Genomic DNA, 14,122 nt, shown 5'->3' with positions numbered 1-14,122 from the left:
CCAATGTTTTTTAGTGGACACGGGGAAAGGTGATCGCGATGACCCAGCCGAAAGTCGTCGCGCTCGGCTTTGATCTTGTGGATCCCGCTGCCCGATTGCCTCGGAGCTTGGTGGAAACGGGGTGGTTGATTCAGGTGCAGCTGGATTGGCCGTCTGAAGAATGGCTTATGCGGCAGGAGGCGAATCTGTTTGTCCTGCGTATGGAAGGCGTCGACAACGTGGTCGAACGTACGCGAACCTTAGGCCGAGTGACGGGGCGGCCGGTGCTTTGGATTTCGGATCCGGTGTCGTCTGAGGCGGAGAGAACTGGCGATGCCATTGCCGGGCACGTGCCGGGAGCTTCTGGTATTCCCGCCCGTGGCCTTGAGAATCTGTGGGAGCATTTGGGCTCTGAGGACTGGCCTGTCTGGACCGTGCTCCCGAGGGACGTCCCTCGCTGGCAGATGGTTGCCGTCTGTCGGGTTTTGATGACTACTGCCGAACGCCTGCATGCAGCCAAGCGGAGGGCCGAAGAGGCACTCCGCAAGCTAGAGGATCGCAAACTCATCGAGCGGGCCAAGGGGATCCTCATGGATCGGTTTGACCTGTCCGAATCGTTGGCCTACAAACTCTTAAGGGACACCGCCATGCGGCAGCGAAAGCCGTTGCGCGAGATCGCGCAGAGCATTATCGAGTACGCTTCCCATGATCCGTAATCCTTTGGAAGATGGTTCGTTTTTATGACATGATAAAATAGACACGGTCCCCCTCTTTTTAGGAGGTCTGAAGAACGAGCCCCGGGCTTTTGCCTTCGAGATTAAGCTTCGCGGAAGGAGAGCCGTTCAGCTATGCGCATCGCGATCGTGGATACCGGCCTTGGCAATCTTCGAAGTGTGCAAAAAGCGCTTATACGGCTCGGGGCCGACGCTTGCTTGACCGTCTCGCCGGAGGAACTGGAGGCCGCCGACGGGATCGTCTTGCCGGGCGTGGGATCGTTTCCCGCCGCGATGGATCACCTCAAGCGTCACGGCCTTGTGGCCCCCTTAAGGGAGCTGGTGACTCGTAAAACACCTCTTCTGGGCATTTGCTTAGGGATGCAGCTTTTATTTGAAAAGAGTGAAGAGCATAAATTAACTTTAGGTTTGGGAATTCTGCCCGGACAGGTGACTCGCCTGCCGGCGGAAGTCAAGTTACCTCATATCGGGTGGAACACGGTCATGTTTCTCCGCCCCCATCCTATATGGGAAGGGCTGGAACCAGGTACGTGGTTTTATTTTGTACACACCTATGCGGTTGAAGCTCAGGAAGAGAGCGACGTCATCGCCGTGACGGAATATGGGCGCACCTTTCCCTCCATTGTTGCCCGCGGAAACGTGGTGGGGGTACAGTTTCACCCGGAGAAGTCTTCGACAGCCGGGCTTCAGCTCTTGGGTAACTGGCTGCGCACCCTCAAGAAGCGGCGCCCACCGTCGTCTTCCGCGTGAGGAGAACGTGAGGAGAAGATGAGAGGGGACAGGAATGAACGGAGTTCCAGCAAAGCGCATCATTCCTTGCTTGGATATCGATCATGGCCGAGTGGTCAAAAACGTGCGCTTTCATGAAAACCGCTGGGACGCTGGCGACCCGGTCGAGCTGGCGAGAAGATATGATCAAGAGGGCGCCGATGAGGTGGTGTTTCTTGACATTTCGGCTTCGGTGGAGGGTCGCCAGATCATGCTAGATGTGATCGCTCGGGCGGCGGAAGAGGTGTTCATCCCGCTCACCGTAGGCGGGGGCATCCGTTCCACGGAGGACATGAGGGCCGTGCTCCGGGCCGGTGCCGACAAAGTCAGCATCAACACAGCGGCGGTGCAAAATCCGGAGTTGATTCAAGCGGGGGCAGAAGCCTTCGGGAGCCAGTGCATTGTGGTGGCGATTGACGCCAAGCGGCGCCCCGACGGCTGGTGGGAGGTTTACGTGCACGGAGGACGGACGCCCACCGGACTGGACGTCTTGCGTTGGGCTGAGCAGGCCGAGCGGCTTGGTGCAGGTGAGCTCCTGGTCACGTCGCTGGATGCTGACGGGACCCGGGCTGGATATGACGTGGAACTGCATCGCCGGCTGGCCGATCGGGTCGGCATCCCTGTGATCGCCTCGGGTGGCGCCGGCACCATGGAGCATCTTGTGGCAGTGCTTTCAGAAGGAAAGGCCGATGCGGCGCTGGTTGCCTCGATCTTCCATTCTGGCCAGCATACGGTGGCCGAGGCCAAAGCTTACTTGGCGAAGAAGGGGATCCCGGTGCGCTGGCTGAGATGACCGATTAGAATGTAAGGACGTTTTCAGTTCGAAAAAGCCCCCTGTGAGCTTTCACTCACAGGGGGCTTTTTCGACATCGAGAAGGCCGACGGGAAACGTAACGTTAGCGCGCTGGTATGATTTGCCTAACCTGCGCGTCATCGAGCCAACGGCCAAGCCGAAGCCGTCCGTTGCGCCGATTACCTTCCACGCCGCGCTGCCGGGTATGACTCTAAGGTGTCTGGCGAGGACGGCTGGTCTTGGGCGCAGCGGGTTGGGGAAGATGAGGCAGACGCGGACGCAGGCGGATCAGGCGTGAGTTTTTGTCGGGGTCTGAAAGGTTAGGAAAAGGGACGGCGCTCTATCGACATGCTCCATGGAACCGGCAAGAGGCTAAGGTTGACGGAAATGGAGTCAGTGCCCGCTGGCCGCCCAGAGATTCAAGGAAGCGATATCCATCGGCGTGTCTGAGGCGGTGAAAGGAGGAAGTGTTCGATGGTTTTGTCGTAGGTGTAGTGTCTCCCTATTTTGCGCAATCGATTTGAGAAAAACGAAGCGCAAGGTGTTCGCCGGTGGCGTGATCTACCGGAAGCATTCCAACGCCTACGACTTCGCGGAATTTCTGGGAATTTCTGGGGAATAGAAGATCGCTGCGGGAAGGGGGTGTTTTCTAGGAAATCTGGAATCGGACGAGACGGTCGGGAAGACGGCCCTGTGCGCGTTCGCCGAGGAAAGGGGCGTGCGGGGTGGTATCACCTGCCGTTGGCTGGCGTGCGGTTTCGGGATGCTCACCCGTGAAAAACATTGGGGGTAAGGAAATAGAGCGCCCCTTTTTTCGGCGGGCTGAAAAGGGGGCGGTTCGCCTGCAGATAGGAAAACAATGATGTTGGGTGGCCGTCGCCTCGGGAAGTGCGGCAGCAGCGGGAGCACGGATACGACGACGTGAACGTGTGGGCAAAGGCTGATGTGGGCTTAATGTGGGATCGTCTCCTCGGATCCCCGTTGATTGAAGCGACATGACTTGCCTCGGCACGCCGAGTGCCGTGAAATCGGGGTCGGAGCGCGGACACGGGACAATACAGGTAATACAGGTTGATCAGCAATGGCGCGTGGGCAATCCGGACTTCGGGGTTATCGTTCAGCCGGCAACAAGCCAGGAGGGTAGGCAGCGCCGGTGCCGAACACGTTTAAATGTGGTGGAGCCCCGCCCATCCGCAAAAGGGGCATGGCGGTGGGTCGCGTCTTTTTCATCAGTGCAATCAACGGTTGCGACTCGAGCGGGGGCATCATCCGTGGATCTATGCCGGATCGAAGCGGCCCGCGTAGAGGGCTATCTCCAACTCGGGGATCTTGTGCGCGTCTAAAACCGCCAGGGCGTCTTTTGGCCAAGGGGCAGAAGACGGGTTATTTCTTCGACCAGCGCGAAAACCGGACTGTCATCGTCGATGCCGCCCTCGACACGCTGAAGATCCTCCTGCTCGTCGAGTTTCGCATGGCCGGAAAGGACCATCCGGTGATCCACAGGGCTGACGAAGGCGAGCATCTCAAGTTCGCCATCCTCGAGATGCGTAGCCGGAAATAGTGTTCGGCGTTCGACCGTTTTTCCGAAAATGGGCTCATTTAGGTCAACATTGAATTTCCTTCATCAAGTGCACGTCAGGCCAGGAGAGCGTACAATTTCAGTAGGTGACGGAGGAGGTTCATGAAGGAGTGGACCTCGCCCCCCCCCACAGACAACTTTCATGGACTGAAAGAAGGGGCAAGGAGGAGCGAGGTCTCATGAATAGAAGCGAAAAACTTCAGTTTACTTTTATTCAACCTCTGGTGGACCAGATTCTTATTTTTGGAGATAAAATCAACGAATTGATCATCTGTTGCCGCGACTTTTACCAACTAGAGAAGGAAGTGCAGAGGCAGTCTTTAGAAATGACCCTCGGAATTTTCGCCTGGGTTCTGCAGGAGATAGACACCCACCTTATGAACGCGAGGGAGGGAGCCGGAGCTTCACCCTCACCGTCTCGCCGGCGCGGGAGCTCATGGTGACCGCCCAAGACGGCGTCCCCGTCGACCTCTTGTTCACATGGGGGGGCTCACGCGGAGCGACGACTTGCGGATCCTGCGCTTCACCTACCGCGGTTTCGACGTCCGCCTCATGAGCACAGACGTCCCGGAAGACGAACTTGTCGCCGTCGCCCAGTCCATCTTCCTGCCGCGGAAATAGCCGACGTTCGTGTGCACGTCTGGGGCATTCATCGGGGAGGCAGGTCTTCTTGCCTCCTCTTTTCGCGTCGGGTAAGATGAGGACGAGGAGGGGACCGGCGTGGATCCTCGAACCTGTCGTGCCTCGCGCATCGAACTCGATGCGGATGCCCTTCGCCACAACGTCCTCGCACTCACCGGCCTGCTTCCGCGGTCGTCGGGAATCATGGCGGTCGTCAAGGCGAACGCTTACGGCCACGGCGTTCGTCAGCTCGTCCCCTTGCTTGCGGAACTCGGCGTGTCCTACTTTGCCGTGGCCACCTTGAGCGAAGCGCTCGAAATTCGCACCCTCGGAGTGGACACGCCCGTCCTCGTCCTCGGACCCGTTGACGCCGAATGCCTTCCCGACGCCCAAGCCCAGGGGATCGCGGTTACCGTATTCGATCCGGCCTTCGTCTCGCGCCTGCGCACTTCCCTGAAGTCCAGCCTTCCCCGCCTTAAGGTGCATGTGAAGGTGGATACGGGGATGCACCGGTGGGGGATTGGCCGGGAAGAAGAAGTCGTCGACGTGCTCCGCATCCTGCGCGAGGTGCCCAAGGTCGAGGTGGAAGGGATATACACGCACCTGGCCCGGGCCGACGAACCGGACGTAGACGATGCCGAGAGGCAACACGAACGGTTTGCCCGCCTGCTTGCGCGGTTGGATGCGGAAGGGCTCACGCCCCCCTTGCGCCACGTGAACAACAGCGCGGGCTTCGTCCGCTTTCCCGAACGGAGCTACGACCTCGTCCGCCTGGGGATTTCCCTGTACGGCATCCCCCCTTCGCCGCGCCTTGCATCTTCGTTCGCCTTTTTGCGGCCGGTGATGCGGCTCACGGCGCCGATCGCCCAACTCCACCTTATCGCCCCCGGGGAGACGGCGGGATACGGCGGCGGCTTCGTGGCGCGCCGGCCCACGCGTCTCGCCGTCGTACCGCTGGGGTACGGCGACGGGATCTTTCGGGCGCTCGGAGACGGGCGCGGAGAGGCGCTCGTGCGGGGCCGACGCGTACCCATCGTGGGTCGCGTGAGCATGGACGCCTTGTTCGTCGACGTGACCGACGTACCCGAGGCCTCCGTAGGAGACAGCGTCGTCTTCCTCGGAACGCAGGGGACCGAATTTCTTTCCCCTTGGGAGGTCGCCGACCGTTTGGGTACGATCGCCTACGAGGTCCTCACACAACTCGGGCCGCGCCTCGCCCGCGTCCTACGGGGGTGAACGGCGACGTCCAGCTTTGCCGCCAACTTTTCCACTCCGGAAGCGCTTCGGTCGTTTGCCGCGGAACTCGCCCGCCGCCTGCGCGGCGGCGTTGTTTTTCTCCTGTACGGCGACCTCGGCGCGGGCAAGACGACCTTTGCCCAAGGGCTCGCGCGGGGTCTCGGCGTGCAAGAAGAGGTTACGAGCCCCACGTTTCTCCTCCTTCGCCGCTACGAAGGTACGCGTCCCTTCTACCACGTGGACGCTTACCGGATGCGGCCGGAGGAGGCGGAGCCTTTGATGGAGGAAATCGAAGAGGACGTCCGGCGCGGCGCTATCGTCGCCGTAGAATGGCCCGAACGCGGAAACTGGTCGTGGCGCCTTCCGACGCTCGCGGTGGAAATCGCGGGGGCGGGCGACGAACCCCGTCGCGTCGTCCTAAGGCCGCGTACGCCGGATGCCGCCTTTGCGCTTGCGCTTGCCAAGGAGGCACTTCGGGCGTCCGAGGGAGGCGGGGAAGGGGAGGGAGGTCGCCCTGCCGACGGAGGAGAGGGGTAAGCCCGTGCGCATTCTCGCCTTGGAGACGTCCACCGAACCGCTCGCCGTCGCCGCAAGCGAGGGTAAGCGCGTCCTCGCGGAGTTTTCCTACCTCTATCCGGAGCGGCGCCACGCAGAGCTCCTCTTCCCGCTCCTTCGGCGGGCGGTAGCCGAAGCAGGGTGGAGGCCGGAGGACGTCGACCTCGTCGCGGTGGCCCGTGGCCCCGGATCGTTCACCGGCCTGCGCCTCGGACTCACCGCCGCAAAGGTCGTAGCCTGGTCTTTGGGGAAACCTCTCGTCGCCGTTTCCACGTTGGAACTTTGGGCGGCGTCGGTTGCTGGGGCATCGGGTTGGGCGGCCCCCGTCCTCGACGCCCGCAACGACAACGTGTACGCCGCCCTCTACCGCGCGGATTCCCGTGACGGTACTCCCCTTCCCGTTCTGGCGGACCGTAAGGCGTCCTTTTCCGAGTTTCTCGACGAGCTCCGCAGAGCGTGGGAGGCACACGGAAGACCGCCCGTCGTCTTTGCGGGGACTGACCTCGCGCCGTTTGCCGCGCGCATCCGCGCCGCGTTGGGAAGCGCCGCCGCGTTCTTCGAGCCCCCTCTCGGCTTTCCGCGGGCGGCGGTTCTCGCGGCCTTGGCGGGTCGCAAGTTCGAAAAGGGCCAAACGGATCCCCTTACCGTCGAGCCCGCGTACTTTCTTTCGGTGAGCTGTAGTGCAGGGCAAGAGGGGTCGATCGTCGTGGAACGCGAGGGCGGAGCGGCGGAGTATCGGCGGATGCGCGAAGAGGACGTCCCTCAGGTCGCGGCGCTTGAGCGCCTTTCCTTTTCCTCCCCTTGGAGCGAGGCGAGCTTTTTGCGGGAACTGCGGGAAAACCCCCTTGCGCGCTACGTCGTGGCGGTTGTGGACGGGCAGGTGGTCGGGTACGGCGGGATTTGGGTGCTCTCCCACCTCGGCGAGGCGCACGTGACCAACATCGCCGTTCATCCCGCCTACCGCCGGCGCGGCATCGGCGAGGGGATCGTGCGCCGCCTCCTCGAGCGCGCCCGGCTCGAGGGGGCCCGCCTCGTAACCCTCGAGGTGCGGCGCTCTAACCTCGTCGCGCAGAAGCTCTACCGCAAGCTCGGCTTTCGCGTGGTGGGCGTTCGCCCGCACTACTACGAAGACGACGGTGAGGACGCCTTCCTCATGGAGGCCCGCATTCCCGCGTGGACGCGTTTCGTGGAAGGAGGGGACGAGGATTTCCTCCGTCTTGGGGATTGAAACGAGCTGCGACGAGACGGCCGTCGCCCTCGTAGACGACACCTTTTCCGTCCGAGCTTCTTTTCTCACAAGTCAGATGGAGCGGCACGCTGCCTACGGCGGCGTGGTCCCGGAGCTCGCCGCCCGCGAGCACCTCGTCGCCATTCTCCCCCTTTTGGAGCAAGTGGCCGGCGGCGCGGCGTCCTTGCGGAAGGAGGTTCGGGCCGTGGCCGTCACCTACGGTCCCGGCCTCGTCGGCGCCCTTCACGTCGGCATAGCCGCCGCCAAGGCCCTCGCCTGGGCGTGGGACGTTCCCCTCCTTCCGGTCCACCACCTCGCGGCGCACATCTACGCCGCGCGCCTCGAGGGCCCGTTCCACTATCCCTTTCTCGCCCTCCTCATCTCGGGCGGGCACACGGAGCTCGTCCTCGTGGAGGGGCCGCTCGCGTTTCGCCTTCTGGGGGCCACGCGCGACGACGCCGTAGGGGAGGCGTACGACAAGGTAGCCCGTCTCCTCGGGCTTCCTTACCCGGGCGGCCCGGAGATCGACCGTCTTGCCCAATCCGGAGAGGCACGCTACTCCTTTCCCCGCGTCGTGCTCGAAGGGTACGCCTTCAGCTTCAGCGGGCTTAAGACGCACGTACGGCACTTCCTCGAGCGGGCCGAGGCAGCGGGGGAATCCCCTCGCCCCGAAGACGTTGCGGCGAGTTTCCAGGCGGCGGTCGTGGACGTCCTCGCAGAAAAGACCTTCCGCGCGGTAGACGAGACGGGCGTAAGGGAACTCGTCGTCGCTGGCGGCGTGGCGGCCAACAGCGCCCTCCGGCGGCGGTTCGCCCGCGAGGCGGAAGCGCGCGGGGTACGCCTGCGGATCCCGCCCCCGGCCTACTGCACGGACAACGCCGCCATGGTCGCCGCCCTCGGGGTGGAGCTTCTGCACGCGGGGATCACCGCCGACCTCGACCTTCCCGCGCGCGCTTCCCTTTCTTTGGATGGGTGGCCGCTTTCCGATCCTTACCTCGCCGACCGCGTCCGCGGCTGAGGGAGGTGGCCCCGCGGTGCAAAGCCCTACGGAGCGGGCAAAACGCCTGTGGCGGAGGGCCGCCCGCACCCTCCGCGCCCTTTTGCCGGAGGCCTACCGGCGGGAAGCCGAAGCCGCGATCGTTTGCAACTTGCGCGCCCTCATCGCGGCTGCTGGGGTGCGGGAGATCGGCGTGTACGCCCCCCTTCCCGGGGAGGTGGACCTTAGTGCCCTCTACCGGGTTTGGGAAGAAGAGGGGAAGACTTTGTTCTGGCCGCGCGTCGAACGCCCGGATGCACCACTCGCGTACCGCCCGGCCCGCCGTTCGGAGCTCGTTCCCGGGGCGTATGGGGTTTGGGAACCCCCGCCCGGGCCACCGGCGGCATTGCCCGAGGTTCTCCTCGTGCCGGGGCTTCTCTTTTCCCGGACGGGGTATCGCCTTGGATACGGGGGAGGGTACTACGACCGTACGCTCTCTGCCTATTCCGGCCGGGCGATCGGTGTGAGCTTTGCCGCGCTCCTCTTCGCCGACGTCCCCCGCGATCCGTGGGACGTCCCCCTTCGGGAAATTGTGACGGAACGTGAAACGTTGTCTTTCCCTCGCGGCGCCAACTTCTGCTGAGAGTTGCGGGGGGTTGTATCCCTGGAGTACAATGGGTTCGGGAGGCTCGGGCGGTGACGTGGCGTTTGGGAATACTCTGGATCAGCGATCGCGGCTTTCGCGGAGAACGCAAAGACGAAAGCAAAGACCTCATCGCCTCCATCTTGGCCGAACGCCTTCCGGTTGACTTCGTCGCTTACGGTGTGGCTCCCGACGAGATCGAGGCGATCAAAGAAGCCCTCATCGAGATGATCGAGCGCGATCGTGTCGACCTCCTCATTACCACGGGGGGCACGGGGCTGGGCCCGCGGGACGTCACGCCGGAGGCGACGCTCATGGTCGTCGATCGTGTCATTCCGGGATTTGCCGAGGAAATGCGCCGCCGTGCCTCGCAGATTTCCCCGAACGAGCTGTTCACCCGGGCGGTCATAGGCACGCGGAAGACGACGCTCCTCGTGAACCTCCCCGGTGCTCCGCGTTCGGCGGAGATCTGCCTGCGGGCCGTTTTGGACTTCATCGAGCCGGCCCTGGAGCTCATCCAGGGGAAAAGGGGGTAAAGGCCATGCTCTCCAACATCGGCGTCGGGGGCTTTCTCGTGATCCTCCTCCTCGCGCTCATCATCTTCGGCCCGAACCGTTTGCCGGAAATCGGCCGCGCCTTCGGGACGACACTCAAGGAATTCAAAAAGGCGGCTACGGAGCTTCAAGACTCCGTCTCCCTCGACACCAAGCCGCCGTCTCCGCAAAATCGCATTGAGGACCGCACCGCCACGGCTCCCCCCATCGAGGGTAAGGTGGAGGAGAAGGTTGCCGAGGAAAAGAAGGTCGGCGATCAGGCGAAAAGCTAAGGCGATCGGGTTCTTCGTTTGGTCAGAAATGCGCCCGGATAGCGTCGGACGTGAAAGCGCTATCCGGGCGTTTCGTTTTCCGCGTCCTGAAACGTCCCCCTCGAGACGAACGGAAAAGGAAAAACGCGCGCGAATGCCGGCGCTTCGCGTAAGATCCGAGGAAAAGCGGGGAATACCAAGGGTGAGGGCGGAACCAGGACCTTCTCCCCCCCTTGCATCGGACGGAAGAAGCGGGTATAGTAAATCATGGTGTTAGCACTCGCCTCGGTTGAGTGCTAATCTTCTTCCCGTCGGACCGGCGGGAGAAACTCCAACGAGGAGGGGTGGCGATGCTCAAGCCTCTCAGCGACCGCGTCGTCGTGGAGCCGCTCGAACGCGAAGAGCGGACGGCGGGAGGGATCGTTCTTCCGGACACGGCGAAGGAGAAGCCCCAGGAAGGGCGTGTCGTAGCCGTGGGACCCGGGCGGTACGAAGACGGGAAGCTCGTTCCTATGGAAGTGAAGGTCGGCGACCGCGTGATCTTTTCGAAGTACGCGGGGACGGAGGTCAAGGTGAAGGACAAGGAGTACCTGATCCTTCGGGAAGCCGACATCTTGGCAATTGTAGAGGACTAACCCCGCGCGGCCGTAAGGCGGTTTCTCGCGCCGTGCGCGCAGCCGATCCCGGACGGGAACATCACTTTGGGAATCGAAGGAGGGAGATCTCGTGGCGGCCAAGGACATTCGCTTTTCCGAGGATGCCCGTCGGGCGATTCTGCGGGGTGTGGACAAACTCGCGAACACGGTAAAGGTCACGCTCGGACCTAAGGGGCGCAACGTCGTCCTGGAGAAGAAGTACGGTTCTCCCCTGATCACGAATGACGGCGTGACGATCGCCAAGGAGATCGAGCTCAAGGACCCCTTTGAGAACATGGGTGCCCAGCTCGTCCGCGAAGTCGCTTCCAAGACGAACGACGTGGCCGGCGACGGGACGACGACGGCGACGATCCTCGCCCAGGCGATCATCCACGAAGGTCTCAAGAACGTCGCCGCGGGAGCCAACCCCATGGTCATGCGCCGCGGAATCGAAAAGGCGGTGCAGGCGGCGGTTGAAGAGCTCAAGCGCATCGCGAAGCCTGTGGAGGGGAAGGAAGCGATTGCCCAGGTCGCGGCGATCTCCGCGGACGATCCGGAGATCGGGAAGCTCATCGCCGAGGCGATGGAGAAGGTCGGCAACGAAGGCGTGATCACCGTCGAGGAGTCCAAGAGCCTCCAGACCGAGCTCGAAGTCGTGGAAGGGATGCAGTTCGACCGCGGGTACATCTCCCCCTACATGGTGACGAACACAGAACGCATGGAGGCCGAGCTCGAGGAGCCGCTCATCCTGATCACGGACCGCAAGGTTTCCAACATCCAGGACATTCTCCCCGTGCTCGAAAAGGTGGTCCAGGCCGGCAAGCCGCTCCTCATCATTGCGGAGGACGTGGAAGGCGAGGCGCTCGCGACGCTCGTCGTGAACAAGCTTCGCGGAACGCTCCTCTCCGTCGCCGTCAAGGCTCCGGGCTTCGGCGACCGGCGTAAGGCGATGCTCGAGGACATCGCGATCCTCACGGGCGGTCAGGTGATCTCCGAAGAGCTGGGCCTCGAGCTCAAGCAGACGCGGCTCGACCAGCTCGGCCGCGCGCAGCGCGTGATCGTCACGAAGGACACGACGACGATCGTCGGCGGTGCGGGTTCGCAGGAGAAAATCCAGGCGCGGATCAAGGCGATCAAGCAGCAGATCGAAGAGACGACGTCCGAGTTCGACAAGGAGAAGCTTCAGGAGCGTCTCGCGAAGCTGGCGGGAGGCGTGGCGGTCATCCGCGTAGGTGCCGCTACGGAGACGGAGCTCAAGGAAAAGAAGGCCCGCATCGAGGACGCTCTGAACGCCACGCGCGCCGCCGTCGAAGAGGGCATCGTTCCCGGCGGTGGGGTCGCGCTGATCAACACGATCCCCGCCGTGGAGAAGGTCCAGGCTACGGGCGACGAGCTCACGGGCGTGCGGATCGTCCTCAAGGCCCTCGAGGAGCCCGCCAAGCAGATTGCCGCCAACGCGGGTGAGGAAGGCGCGGTCGTGGTGGAGCGGATGAAGAAGGAGAAGCCGGGCATTGGGTACAACGCCGCGACCGGCGAGTGGGTGGACATGATCCAGGCGGGGATCATTGACCCCGTAAAGGTCACCCGTTCTGCGCTGCAGAACGCCGCTTCCGTGGCGATGATGGTCCTCACCACGGAGGCCGCCGTGGTCGAGCTTCCCGAAAAAGAGGAGAAGTCCACGCCCACGCCGCCGGACATGGATTTCTGATCCCGGCAAAGGCAACACCCCCGGTCGTCCGGGGGTGTTTTTTTTACGGAACGGGTGTTTTCCTCGGCTCCCCTTTGCGATTTCCCCTCAGTCCAACAAGGCGAAGAAGGCGATGACGAGAAGGAGGGCGCCCGAGAGGATCGTTCCAAATTGCCCTACGGTGAAGGGGCCCACGCGCACGCGGGCGACGGTTTCGCCGGTAAGCGCGCCGAGCCATACGCTCACGAAGCTGCCCAAGGACGTGAGTGCGGAGAGGAGGAGGACCGGAAGGCCGAAGAGGCCCGCGCTCACGCCGTTCGTCAGGGCGTTTGCCGAGAGGGCCACCCCGAGAAGGACCGCCTCTCCCCACCCGATGACCCGGTTTCCGTCGCGATCCACGCTGTCCGGAGAGTGGAAGACGTCTTCGAGGGAAGGCCAGGCTTCCGTATTGCCCTTTTCCTTGGGTTTCTCGGCCGTTCGTCGGTTTCGGGGCCAGGCGAGGAGTACGACGCGGAGGCCAAGGATTCCGAGGATTGCCGCTCCCAGCACGGTGGGGAGGAGGTCGGGGAGCACCTCTTTGAGGAAGAGGCCGAAGGACATCCCCGCGGCGCTGAAGAGGAAGGCGACACCGGCGATGAGGAGGTTCGAGGTCAGGGGGATCCGCACGCGTCGGAGGCCGTAGGTGATCGCCACGGCGTAGTTGTCGACGCTGGAGGCGAAGGTAAACCCAAGGAGCATGAGGAAGAGCTCCACGCCCACCCCTCCCGATTCCGCTTTCGCCCCAGGGTATGCGCGGGGGAAATCGGGAGTTCGCAGAAGGGGTCCGGAAAGGGGTGGACTTTCCCTTTGCCTCGGCTTTCGTTCCGGGGTAAAGTTAAAGGCGAACCGCTCCTTCCCGGGGCCTCAGAGAAAGGACGGTCCGCGTATGGACAAGCCGGAGCGTGCGGCGGAAGGGGCGGGAACGGCGTTTTCCGCCCTTTTCGCCCAAGTGGAACGGGTCTACTACGGGCAGCGCGAGGTGCTCGAACTCCTCTTTGCCGCCGTCCTCGCCGAGGGTCACGTTCTCGTGGAGGACGTGCCCGGGGTGGGGAAGACGACGCTCCTTCGCGTGTTTTCCCGGGTGCTGGGCCTTTCGTTTGCCCGCGTGTCTTTTACCCCCGACCTCCTTCCTGCGGACCTTACAGGTTACGTATACCTTTCGCCTCGCGGGGAGACGGAGTTTCGCCGCGGTCCGATCTTTGCCCACGTCCTCCTCGCCGACGAACTCAACCGCGCCTCGCCGCGGACGCAGGCGGCCCTTCTCGAGGCGATGGAGGAGCGCCGGGTTACGGTAGAAGGAAGGACGTACCCGCTTCCTAGGCCGTTTTTCGTCCTCGCTACGCAAAATCCCGTGGAACTCGAGGGGACGTACCCGCTTCCGGAGGCGGAGCTCGACCGCTTCCTCCTTCGCCTGAGCCTCGGCTACCCTCCGGCCGCCGCGGAACGTGCCCTCCTCACCCGCGAGCCCCTCTCCCCGGAAGATCTCCCCGAGATGTTGGACGCCGAAGCGTTGTCGGCGCACATCGCCCGCGCGCGCGCCGTGTACCTTTCCGAGGCCGTAGCCGACTACGTCGTCGCCCTCGCCCGAAAGACGAGGACGCACCCCCGGGTCCTCCTGGGGGTGAGCCCGCGGGGGAGTTTGGGTCTTGCGCGCCTCGCGCGGGCGTGGGCCTACCTCCGGGGGCGCGAGTACGTCCTACCGGAAGATGTTCAGCGGCTTCTCCCGTACGCCTGGGGGCATCGAATCCTCCTCGCGGACGAAGAGAACTCGGCAGAGGCCGTCCGGGACCTTCTCGCGGAGGTCGTCCGCTCGACCCCCTTGCCGGAAGAACGGCGGCGCTGAT

Annotated in this window: 14 protein-coding genes and 2 pseudogenes; 15 read left to right on the top strand and 1 reads right to left on the bottom strand. The window is 63.3% G+C overall.

Going from position 1 to position 14,122, the window contains the following annotated elements; translation table 11 throughout:
• Positions 1 to 38 precede the first annotated feature (38 nt).
• The 14 genes and pseudogenes from C7438_RS06315 to groL all read left to right on the top strand — a co-directional run bounded on the left by C7438_RS06315 (position 39) and on the right by groL (position 12,260).
• The gene (locus C7438_RS06315; RefSeq protein WP_121444505.1) at positions 39 to 695 is read left to right on the top strand and encodes an ANTAR domain-containing response regulator; all 657 of its coding nucleotides are present in this window, start codon (positions 39 to 41) and stop codon (positions 693 to 695) included.
• A 132-nt stretch (positions 696 to 827) separates the two neighbouring features.
• A complete protein-coding gene (gene hisH / locus C7438_RS06310) occupies positions 828 to 1,463 on the top strand; it encodes an imidazole glycerol phosphate synthase subunit HisH (RefSeq protein ID WP_121444504.1) in 636 nt (211 codons plus the stop codon).
• 34 nt (positions 1,464 to 1,497) lie between these two features.
• The gene (gene hisF / locus C7438_RS06305; RefSeq protein ID WP_121444503.1) at positions 1,498 to 2,274 is read left to right on the top strand and encodes an imidazole glycerol phosphate synthase subunit HisF; all 777 of its coding nucleotides are present in this window, start codon (positions 1,498 to 1,500) and stop codon (positions 2,272 to 2,274) included.
• 1,360 nt (positions 2,275 to 3,634) lie between these two features.
• Complete coding sequence (locus tag C7438_RS06300; protein ID WP_121444502.1) at positions 3,635 to 3,835, top strand: class I SAM-dependent rRNA methyltransferase; 201 nt, start codon at positions 3,635 to 3,637, stop codon at positions 3,833 to 3,835.
• Positions 3,836 to 3,963: 128 nt separating this feature from the next.
• A complete protein-coding gene (locus C7438_RS06295) occupies positions 3,964 to 4,296 on the top strand; it encodes a hypothetical protein (RefSeq protein WP_121444501.1) in 333 nt (110 codons plus the stop codon).
• Positions 4,297 to 4,573: 277 nt separating this feature from the next.
• Positions 4,574 to 5,710, top strand: a complete 1,137-nt coding sequence (gene alr / locus C7438_RS06290; protein ID WP_121444500.1) for an alanine racemase — start codon at positions 4,574 to 4,576, stop codon at positions 5,708 to 5,710.
• 45 nt (positions 5,711 to 5,755) lie between these two features.
• Positions 5,756 to 6,247, top strand: a pseudogene (tsaE, locus tag C7438_RS06285) (tRNA (adenosine(37)-N6)-threonylcarbamoyltransferase complex ATPase subunit type 1 TsaE); the annotation flags it as partial.
• 4 nt (positions 6,248 to 6,251) lie between these two features.
• Entirely contained in the window at positions 6,252 to 7,493 is a 1,242-nt protein-coding gene (gene tsaB / locus C7438_RS09640; RefSeq protein WP_170143608.1) for a tRNA (adenosine(37)-N6)-threonylcarbamoyltransferase complex dimerization subunit type 1 TsaB, read from the top strand.
• Positions 7,483 to 8,511, top strand: a complete 1,029-nt coding sequence (gene tsaD / locus C7438_RS06275; protein ID WP_245956534.1) for a tRNA (adenosine(37)-N6)-threonylcarbamoyltransferase complex transferase subunit TsaD — start codon at positions 7,483 to 7,485, stop codon at positions 8,509 to 8,511. Before tsaB ends, tsaD begins: the two co-directional genes overlap by 11 nt.
• 16 nt (positions 8,512 to 8,527) lie before the next feature.
• Positions 8,528 to 9,112, top strand: a complete 585-nt coding sequence (locus tag C7438_RS06270) for a 5-formyltetrahydrofolate cyclo-ligase (protein WP_170143607.1) — start codon at positions 8,528 to 8,530, stop codon at positions 9,110 to 9,112.
• 53 nt (positions 9,113 to 9,165) lie between these two features.
• Positions 9,166 to 9,648: a MogA/MoaB family molybdenum cofactor biosynthesis protein gene (locus C7438_RS06265; RefSeq protein WP_121444495.1), complete on the top strand. Its 483-nt coding sequence runs from the start codon at positions 9,166 to 9,168 to the stop codon at positions 9,646 to 9,648.
• Between the two features lie 5 nt (positions 9,649 to 9,653).
• Positions 9,654 to 9,821: pseudogene (tatA, locus tag C7438_RS09710) on the top strand (twin-arginine translocase TatA/TatE family subunit); the annotation flags it as partial.
• Positions 9,822 to 10,267: 446 nt separating this feature from the next.
• Positions 10,268 to 10,552: a co-chaperone GroES gene (gene groES / locus C7438_RS06250; protein WP_121444492.1), complete on the top strand. Its 285-nt coding sequence runs from the start codon at positions 10,268 to 10,270 to the stop codon at positions 10,550 to 10,552.
• A gap of 91 nt (positions 10,553 to 10,643) precedes the next feature.
• Positions 10,644 to 12,260: a chaperonin GroEL gene (gene groL / locus C7438_RS06245; RefSeq protein ID WP_121444491.1), complete on the top strand. Its 1,617-nt coding sequence runs from the start codon at positions 10,644 to 10,646 to the stop codon at positions 12,258 to 12,260.
• A gap of 87 nt (positions 12,261 to 12,347) precedes the next feature.
• Here groL and ytaF read toward each other — a convergent pair whose 3' ends face one another.
• Positions 12,348 to 12,992: a sporulation membrane protein YtaF gene (gene ytaF, locus C7438_RS06240; RefSeq protein ID WP_211322106.1), complete on the bottom strand. Its 645-nt coding sequence runs from the start codon at positions 12,990 to 12,992 to the stop codon at positions 12,348 to 12,350.
• Between the two features lie 172 nt (positions 12,993 to 13,164).
• Here ytaF and C7438_RS06235 point away from each other — a divergent pair, with 172 nt between their 5' ends.
• Positions 13,165 to 14,121, top strand: coding sequence for an AAA family ATPase (locus C7438_RS06235; protein WP_121444490.1), 957 nt, complete (start codon positions 13,165 to 13,167; stop codon positions 14,119 to 14,121).
• Position 14,122 lies beyond the last annotated feature (1 nt).

Origin of the sequence: Brockia lithotrophica (assembly GCF_003633725.1) — a bacterium.
GTDB lineage: Bacteria > Bacillota > Bacilli > Thermicanales > DSM-22653 > Brockia > Brockia lithotrophica.
Note: the sequence above shows the minus strand (reverse complement) of the source record. Positions and strands in the feature narration are given on the sequence as shown.

Excerpts from the sequence above, each read along its gene's own strand:
- hisF (WP_121444503.1), top strand. The coding sequence starts at position 1,498 with ATGAACGGAGTTCCAGCAAAGCGCATCATTCCTTGCTTGGATATCGAT.
- C7438_RS06315 (WP_121444505.1), top strand. The coding sequence starts at position 39 with ATGACCCAGCCGAAAGTCGTCGCGCTCGGCTTTGATCTTGTGGATCCC.
- C7438_RS06235 (WP_121444490.1), top strand. The coding sequence starts at position 13,165 with ATGGACAAGCCGGAGCGTGCGGCGGAAGGGGCGGGAACGGCGTTTTCC.
- groES (WP_121444492.1), top strand. The coding sequence starts at position 10,268 with ATGCTCAAGCCTCTCAGCGACCGCGTCGTCGTGGAGCCGCTCGAACGC.
- hisH (WP_121444504.1), top strand. The coding sequence starts at position 828 with ATGCGCATCGCGATCGTGGATACCGGCCTTGGCAATCTTCGAAGTGTG.